The 5,731-nt window shown below is 68.5% G+C and carries 6 protein-coding genes and 1 tRNA gene; 2 read left to right on the forward strand and 5 right to left on the reverse strand.

Annotation, left to right across the window (positions count from 1 at the left end):
* Positions 1-7: 7 nt before the first annotated feature.
* From E8A12_RS14460 to E8A12_RS14480, 5 genes are all read right to left on the reverse strand, one after another.
* Entirely contained in the window at positions 8-1,174 is a 1,167-nt protein-coding gene (locus E8A12_RS14460; protein WP_293369972.1) for an isovaleryl-CoA dehydrogenase, read from the reverse strand.
* Between the two features lie 47 nt (positions 1,175-1,221).
* Positions 1,222-2,565 carry a lysozyme gene (locus E8A12_RS14465; protein WP_293369974.1) on the reverse strand — a complete coding sequence of 448 codons (1,344 nt, stop codon included), beginning with the start codon at positions 2,563-2,565 and terminating at the stop codon, positions 1,222-1,224.
* Positions 2,566-2,668: 103 nt separating this feature from the next.
* Entirely contained in the window at positions 2,669-4,090 is a 1,422-nt protein-coding gene (gene mgtE, locus E8A12_RS14470) for a magnesium transporter (RefSeq protein WP_293369977.1), read from the reverse strand.
* Positions 4,091-4,155: 65 nt separating this feature from the next.
* Positions 4,156-4,240 (reverse strand) — tRNA-Leu (locus tag E8A12_RS14475).
* A 76-nt stretch (positions 4,241-4,316) separates the two neighbouring features.
* Positions 4,317-4,568 carry a FliM/FliN family flagellar motor switch protein gene (locus tag E8A12_RS14480; RefSeq protein ID WP_293369979.1) on the reverse strand — a complete coding sequence of 84 codons (252 nt, stop codon included), beginning with the start codon at positions 4,566-4,568 and terminating at the stop codon, positions 4,317-4,319.
* Positions 4,569-4,695: 127 nt separating this feature from the next.
* Between E8A12_RS14480 and lipB the strand changes: the two genes are divergently transcribed.
* Both lipB and E8A12_RS14490 read left to right on the forward strand, forming a co-directional pair.
* On the forward strand, positions 4,696-5,361 hold the full coding sequence (gene lipB, locus E8A12_RS14485; protein WP_293369982.1) for a lipoyl(octanoyl) transferase LipB: 666 nt from the start codon (positions 4,696-4,698) through the stop codon (positions 5,359-5,361).
* 30 nt (positions 5,362-5,391) lie between these two features.
* Positions 5,392-5,731 (forward strand): hypothetical protein (locus tag E8A12_RS14490; protein WP_293369984.1); only part of this gene is annotated, 340 nt, incomplete at its 3' end.

Here is a 5,731-nt window from a genome sequence, read left to right on the forward strand (position 1 = left end):
AGCTTCCTCATCCGCCGATCAGCTCCCGTCCGATCAGGAAGCGCCGGATCTCGTTGGTGCCGGCGCCGATATCGTAGAGTTTGGCGTCCCGGACGAGGCGTTCCACCGGAAATTCCTTGGTGTAGCCAGCCCCGCCCAGCGCCTGCACCGCCTCCAGAGAGACGCGCACGGCGTTCTCGCTGGCCATCAGGATCGCACCGGCCGCATCGAAGCGGGTGGTCATGCCCGCGTCGCAGGCCCGGGCCACGGCGTAGACGTAGGCCCTGGCCGAGTTGAGCGCGACATACATGTCGGCGACCTTGCCCTGCATCAGCTGGAAGGAGCCGATCGGCTTGCCGAACTGCCGGCGCTCGCGGACATAGGGCAGCACCACGTCCAGGCAGGCCTGCATGATGCCCAGCGGCCCGGCGGACAAGACGGCGCGCTCGTAGTCCAGCCCGCTCATCAGCACGCCCACGCCGCCGTTCTCGGGGCCCATGACGTTCTCCTCGGGGACCTCGCAGTCCTCGAACACCAGCTCGGCGGTGTCGGAGCCGCGCATGCCCATCTTGTCGAGCTTCTTCGACACGCTGAAGCCCTTGAACCCCTTCTCGATCAGGAAGGCGGTGATGCCTTTCCCCGAGGCCTCGGGATCGGTCTTGGCGTAGACCACCAGGGTGTCGGCGTGCGGGGCGTTGGTGATCCAGTACTTGGTCCCGTTCAGCACATAGCGGTCGCCGGTCTTGCGCGCGCTCAGACGCATGGAGACCACGTCGGAGCCGCTTGCCGCCTCGCTCATCGCCAGCGCGCCCACATGCTCGCCTGAGATCAGGCCCGGCAGGTAGCGCCGCTTCTGTTCGTCGCTGCCCCAGCGGCGGATCTGGTTCACGCAGAGGTTGGAGTGGGCGCCGTAGCTCAGACCCACCGAGGCCGAGGCGCGGGACACCTCCTCCATCGCCACCACGTGCTCCAGATAGCCCAGGCCCAGGCCCCCGAACTCCTCCTCGACGGTGACCCCATGCAGGCCGAGCTCGCCCATCTGCGGCCAAAGCTGGCGCGGGAAGCTGTTGGTCTCGTCGATCTCGGCCGCGAGCGGCGCGATCTTGTCGGCGGCGAAGCGGGCCGTGGTCTCCCGGATCGCGTCGGCCGTCTCGCCAAGGCCGAATTCCAGGCTGGGTCCGTGATTGGGGATCATGGGCGGGGCTTAGCATGCGTCGCCCCGGGTCGCGAGAGCGGCGGGTCCTAGCGGCGTTCGTGCGCCTGGCGCTCGGCCGCCCGGCCCAGCCGATCGAGCAACAGATAGACCGCCACCACGAAGAAGCCGACGCCGGCGATCCCGGCCAACCCGCCCACCAGCCGCGGTCCCATCAGGCCGCCGCCGCCGCGGGCGTAGGTCGCCCAGAAGATGCCGCCGCCGAAGAAGATCAGGCCCAGCACCGCCAGCGCCACCAGGGTCAGCACGCCGCCCTGCGGGCGTTCCGGCAGCGGCTGGACGACCGGCCCGTCGAACTGCGGCGGCGCGGCGTCGTCGATCACCATGCGATCGGCGGCGAAGGGGTCGTCGTCGAAGCGGGCCTCGTCCTCGGCCGAGGCCTCCTCGATGGCGTCTGAGGCGGGGTCGTCGAACAGGCTGCCGCGCGGCGCGTCATCCTCGCGCTCGACCCGCGAGCGCCAGGGCTCCAGCGGCGGCGGCTTTTGCGGTTCGGACTCGGGTTCCGGCTCCGGCGCCCGCAGGAAGAACGGCACCGGATCCTCGAACGGCGCGGCCGGCGGCGGGGCGTCGGGGATCGGCTCGGCCGGCGGCTCATCGAGCGGCGGAGCGAAGTCGGCCTGCGGATGAGGGTTCTCGGGGATATGCTCGGGGTGGGTGCGTTCGGCGTCCTCCGCGCCGGGCTCCTCGCCGAGCTCCTGGAAGATGGTGGAGAGGCGCGCGCTTACCGCCTCGGCGGCGGCCTTGGCGGGCCCCTCGGCGGCGTCCTCCTCAGGCGCGACCGGGGCCGGTTCCGGAGCATCCGCGCGCAGCACCACAAGCTGATCGCCGTCCAGTTCGGCGGTGACCGCCACCGGCGTCTGCAGAGGCACGATATCCTGGGCGTCGGTGTCCAGCAGGGGTCGCAGGATCGGCGACGGCGCCGGCACCCAGGCCTCGCCCAGCGGGGTCAGGAACAGGGTCTTCTCGGCCGAGCGGCGGCGCACCAGGGCGTCGATGACGATCCGCTCGCCGCCGACATTGGCCTTGCGCCACAGCTCCATGGCGCAGGCGGCCTGGATCAGGGCGCCCTCGTTCAGGCGTTTCAGAACGCCGGACTGGTGGAAGCTGTCGAGCCCGATGTTGAAGGCGAAGGACGCCAACGCGTCGAACTGGTTCTGGGTCAGCGGGGTAAATACCGCCTCGTTCAGCGCATGGGCGACGGCGATCAGATCGTAGAGCAGCAGGGCCTCGGCGTCGTCGGGCGAGACCTGCGCGCCCTGGCGTGCGGTCAGCGTGTGGCCATGGCCGATCGTCCAGCGCCCGTCGGGCAGCTGGGCGGCCGCTTGGCGGTAGCCCTCGAACCGCTTGATCAGATCAAGCGCGGTCCGGGACACACGGTGGCGAGGCTCCATGCCCTCTGACCCAGTTTGACACACGCACGAAGACGCCGGAGCGTACCGGCAAGTCCTGGGCCGGTAGGCTTACTTGGGTCAATCCTTACAAGAGGATAAGCGCCGCAATTCCCAGCAAAGCTAAGAATCCGAAGAAGTCGGTCATGAAGGTGACCACCACCGACGAGGAGACCGCCGGGTCGCGCCCGAAGTGGTCCAGCGCGATCGGCGCCAGGATGCCGCCGATGGCGGCCACGAACAGGTTGGCGATGATCGCCAGGAGCACCACCAGCGACAGCTTCCAGTCATGCATCCAGACGAACAGGGCCGCGCCGAGCACCAGGCCCACGGCGGCGCCGTTGAGCAGGCCCACCGCCAGCTCGCGCAGGATGATCCGCGCGGCGTTGGCGGCGTTCAGCTCCTTGCTGGCGATGGCTCGCACCGCGACCGTCAGCGCCTGTGTCCCGGCGTTGCCGCCCAGCGAGGAAACGATCGGCAGCAGCATCACCAGGACCACGATCTTGGCGATCATCGGCTGGAAAGGCCCGATCACGATCACCGCGAGGACTTCGGTGACGAGGTTGATCAGCAGCCAAGGCAGGCGCGACTGGACGATGCCCAGGAAGCCGGCGTCGCGCCCGGCGTCGGAAACGCCGGCCAGGGCCAGGATGTCCTCCTCGGTCTCCTCCTGGATGACGCCGACGATGTCGTCGACGGTGATCTGGCCGACCAGCCGGCCGCCCGGCTCGATCACCGGGGCGGAGATCAGCCGGTACTTGTCGAAGATGTAGGCCACCTCCTCCTGGTCCATATCGACCGGGATTTCAGTGACCTGCTCCATGATCTGGGCGAGCGGCATGTCGCGCTGACTGCGCAGCAGATGGCTGACCGGGCAGGCGCCGACCGGCTTGTAGGCCGGGTCCACGACATAGACGTCGAAGAACAGCTCCGGCAGTTCCTCGCTCTCGCGGCGCAGGTGGTCGATGGTCTGGCCGACGGTCCAGAACTGCGGCGCCGCCACCACCTCGCGCTGCATCAGCCGCCCGGCCGTCTCGTCCTCATAGGCGAGCGTGGTCTCGATGGCCGTCCGCTCGACCTCGGGCATCGCCGCCAGCACCTGGGCGCGCTTGTCGGCCTCAAGGTCGTCGACGACGTCGGCGGCGTCGTCGCTCTCCATCTCGCCCAGCGCCTTGGCGAGGATCGCCGAGGGGACGTGTTCGAGGATCTCCTCGCGGATTTCGGTGTCGAGCTCGGAAAGCACCTCGCCGAGGATCTCGGGGTCCAGGTGCGGGACCAGCTCCTCGCGGTCGCCGGCCGAGAGAAAGCCCATCAGGTCGGCGACGTCGGCCGGGTGCAGCGCCCCCAGCAGTTCGCGCAGGCGCTCTGCGTCCCCGCGGTCGAGCGCGTCGACCACCATCGGGACGTAGGCCGGATTTAGGGAATAGTCCTCGCCAAGGGCGAGGTCTTCAAGGTCCTCTTCAGTCTCAAGTCGTTCCTTCAGCTCAAGGTCGTCCGTTTCACGGCTCATCGCGGACCTCCTTCAGCTATGTCGAAACGTTGTTTTTCCTGAGTGTTTTAAGGACCTTGATTCACTGGTGCGGTCGAGAAGACTCGAACTTCCACGGGTTGCCCCACAGCGACCTCAACGCTGCGCGTCTACCAATTCCGCCACGACCGCTCGTGGTGAGCCGCGGGGGGTAGCAAACGGCGAAGGCTTTGTGAAGGGCGGCGAAACGCCCGTCGCGAAAGCAGGTCTACTGGCCGCCGGCCATGAAGTCGTAGACGTTGGCCTCACGGGTCACGGCGATGGAGATCTTTTCATCATTGATCTGGATTTCGCCGCGAGCGATCGGGTGGTTGTTGGCGAGGATCCAGACCTCGTCATTGACCGCCGTGTCCAGAGGGATGACCGCGCCCCGGCCCATGCGCAGCAGCTGCTGCATGGGGAGTGTCGAGCGCCCCAGCACCACCTGAATCTCGACATTGACGGCCTTGACCTGGCTCACGCAGTTACGCCTCTCGAAACTCAAGGGCTTTGCGCAGACGCAGCCCAGACCCCACATTGGCCGCGACATGCTTGACCGGGTGTTAAATCCAGCGACGGAAGCGCCGATTTTCGGGCGCAGCGACAGAATGTCCGCCGGCTGGGCCGTTTCGCGTGCGCCGGTCGCCTATCCCGACGCCGTTGCGGCCATGGAGGCGCGCGCGGCCGCCATCGCCGAGGGCCGCGCAGGCGAGCTGGTCTGGCTGCTGGAGCATCCGCCGCTCTACACCGCCGGCGTATCGGCCAAACCGGCCGATCTGCTGGATGCGAACCGCTTCCCGGTGTTCGAGAGCGGGCGCGGCGGCCAGTTCACCTATCACGGGCCCGGTCAGCGGGTGGCCTATGTGATGCTGGACCTGACCCAGCGCCGCCGCGACGTGCGCGCCTTCGTGGCCGCGCTGGAGGCCTGGGTGATCGGCGCGCTGTGGCGGTTCAATGTCGCAGGCGAGGTCCGCGAGGGCCGCGTCGGGGTCTGGGTGGAACGGCGCCAGGCCGGCGCCCCGACCCGCGAGGACAAGATCGCCGCCATCGGCGTGAAGCTGCGCCGCTGGGTCTCGTTCCACGGGATCTCCCTGAACGTCGAGCCGGACCTCAGTCATTTCAACGGCATCGTGCCCTGCGGCGTGACCGAGCACGGGGTCACCAGCCTGGTCGATCTCGGATTGCCGGTGACTCTGGACGAGGCCGATGCGGCGTTGCGCGCCAGTTTCGAAGAGGTGTTCGGCCCCCTCGCGCCGGCCGAGCCGCCGGTGTAGGCAGCTTCCCGAAGCCCGTGAATCGGTGCGATGGAAGCCTGGATGCTCAACCGCTCGCTTGCGATCCCTACCCTTGTGGCCATCTCGATGGCCGCCGCGGCCCCCGTGTTCGCCCAGGACGTCAGCTATCCGCCGTCACGTGCGCTCGGCGATGTCGGCGGGTGGCTGCAACGCGACACGCCCGTGACCCTGGGCCAGGTGGTCGACGTAAGCCCCTCGGCGGTGACCGCCATCACCACCTCCGCGCCGACGGGCGCGCCGCGCGGCTTCCTGGCCAATATCGTCTCCGAGGCGGTGGATCCGCAGATCATCGCCCATGAAGGCGTCGCCTCCTGGGCCATCCCGGTGGAGGTGGACTGTGACAAACGCC

The sequence above is a fragment of the Phenylobacterium sp. genome, from assembly GCF_004799395.1.
In the GTDB taxonomy this organism is placed as follows: domain Bacteria; phylum Pseudomonadota; class Alphaproteobacteria; order Caulobacterales; family Caulobacteraceae; genus Phenylobacterium.